Source organism: Stenotrophomonas sp. PS02300 (genome assembly GCF_029959395.1).
Lineage (GTDB): Bacteria > Pseudomonadota > Gammaproteobacteria > Xanthomonadales > Xanthomonadaceae > Stenotrophomonas > Stenotrophomonas maltophilia_AD.
Map to the genome: position 1 here is coordinate 1 of NZ_JASCOP010000239.1, position 1,664 is coordinate 1,664.

The 1,664-nt window shown below is 72.1% G+C and carries 2 protein-coding genes; both read left to right on the top strand.

Going from position 1 to position 1,664, the window contains the following annotated elements:
* Positions 1-161 precede the first annotated feature (161 nt).
* Complete coding sequence (locus tag QMX79_RS20705; RefSeq protein WP_282248449.1) at positions 162-548, top strand: BlaI/MecI/CopY family transcriptional regulator; 387 nt, start codon at positions 162-164, stop codon at positions 546-548.
* A 3-nt stretch (positions 549-551) separates the two neighbouring features.
* Positions 552-1,664: M56 family metallopeptidase (locus tag QMX79_RS20710; protein ID WP_282248450.1), on the top strand; the 1,113-nt coding region annotated here is incomplete at its 3' end.

Consider the following 1,664-nt stretch of genomic DNA (forward strand, 5'->3'; position numbering starts at 1 on the left):
TGCCCGGGCGGGCCGTGGGGGGCCCCGGGGGCAGGCGCGGTGGGGGGCACCACCACGGGGGGGCACCGCCTTCTACCGTTCGTCGGCGCGCGCCGTCCGGCACTTGACGACACTTGTAGTCACGGGCATGGTGGCGACACGTGTAGTCAACGGAGTGTGCCATGCGCGGCAAGACCATCGGGGACCAGGAACTGGCCCTGTTGCAGTACATAGCGGAACAGGACGGCGCCAGCGTCGGCGAAGTGGCGGCCGGCTTCGGCGAGGCGCGCGGGTTGGCGCGTTCGACGGTGCTGACCATGATGGAACGCTTGCGCGGCAAGGCCTACCTGCAGCGCCGACAGGTCGAGGGCGTGTACCGCTACTCGGCCACCGGCGAGCAGGACAGCGTGGTGCAGGGCGCGGTGGCCAGCTTCGTGGAGAAGACACTACAGGGCTCGGTCTCGCCCTTCGTGGCCTTCATGTCGCACAAGGCCGAGGTCAGCGACAGCGAACTGGCCGAACTCGAAGCGCTGGTCGCACAGCTGCAATCACGCAAGCGGGAGGGCTGAGCCATGGACACCCTGATGATGGAACTGCTGACCCGCCTTGCCTGGACCAGCGTGCAGAGCGCGCTGCTGGTGGCGCTGGTATGGGGCGTGTGCCGGCCGTTGCCCCGGCTGCCCTCGGCCACCCGCTGCCGCCTGTGGTGGCTGGTCGCCCTGCAGGCCGTGCTGGGACTGGTATGGAGCAGCCCGCTGGAACTGGCGGTGCTGCCGGCCCCGGGCATCGACGACACCACCTTCGTCGCCCAGACGATGATGCAGGCGCCAACGACGCTGGCACCGATGGCCGTGGACACCATGACTGCCGCTGCGACCGGTGCTTCGCTGTCGTGGCAGAGCGTGCTGTTCGCGTTGTGGGCGGCGGGCGTGCTGCTGATGGGCGTGCACAGCCTGCGCGCCTACCGCCAGAGCCGCGCGCTGGTGCGCGTTGCGGTGCCCTGCACCGACGCCGGCCTGCAGCAGGCGCTGCAGTTGGCCGCCGAGGCGCATGGGCTTGCCCGCGCGCCGCAGCTGAAGCTGTCCGCACAGATCCGTTCGCCGCAGCTGATCGGCCCGTGGAACCCGGTGCTGCTGCTGCCCGCGCGTGAACTGCCGGCGATGGCCGCCGATGACCTGGACATGGCTCTCACCCATGAGCTGGTGCACCTGCAGCGCCGCGACCTGTGGTTGGGGCTGCTGCCTGCGCTGGCGCAGCACCTGCTGTTCTTCCACCCGCTGCTGCACGTGGCCGTGCGCGAATACGCGCTGGCCCGGGAAGAGGCGTGCGACAGCGCGGTGGTGGCCGGGCACGGACATTGCCGCCACGACTACGGCCGCCTGCTGGTGCAGCTGGGCGTGGCCCCGCGGCCGGCGGTAGGGGTGGCCAGTGCCTCGCCCAACTTCCGCAGCCTCAAGCGCCGCCTGCTGACCCTGCAGCAGACCGGCAGCTTCCCGCGCGTGGCCTCGATGGCGATCACCGCCCTGTTCGTGGCGATCGGCGTGGCGCCGATGCGCCTGGTGGCTGCAGTACCGCCGCCGCCGCCGGCGCCGCCAGCGCTCACGGCGCCCGCTGCCCCCGCCGTTCCGGCCGCACCGGCTGCCCCGCCGGCCGTCGCGGCCCCGGCAGCGCCTGCGGTGCCGCAG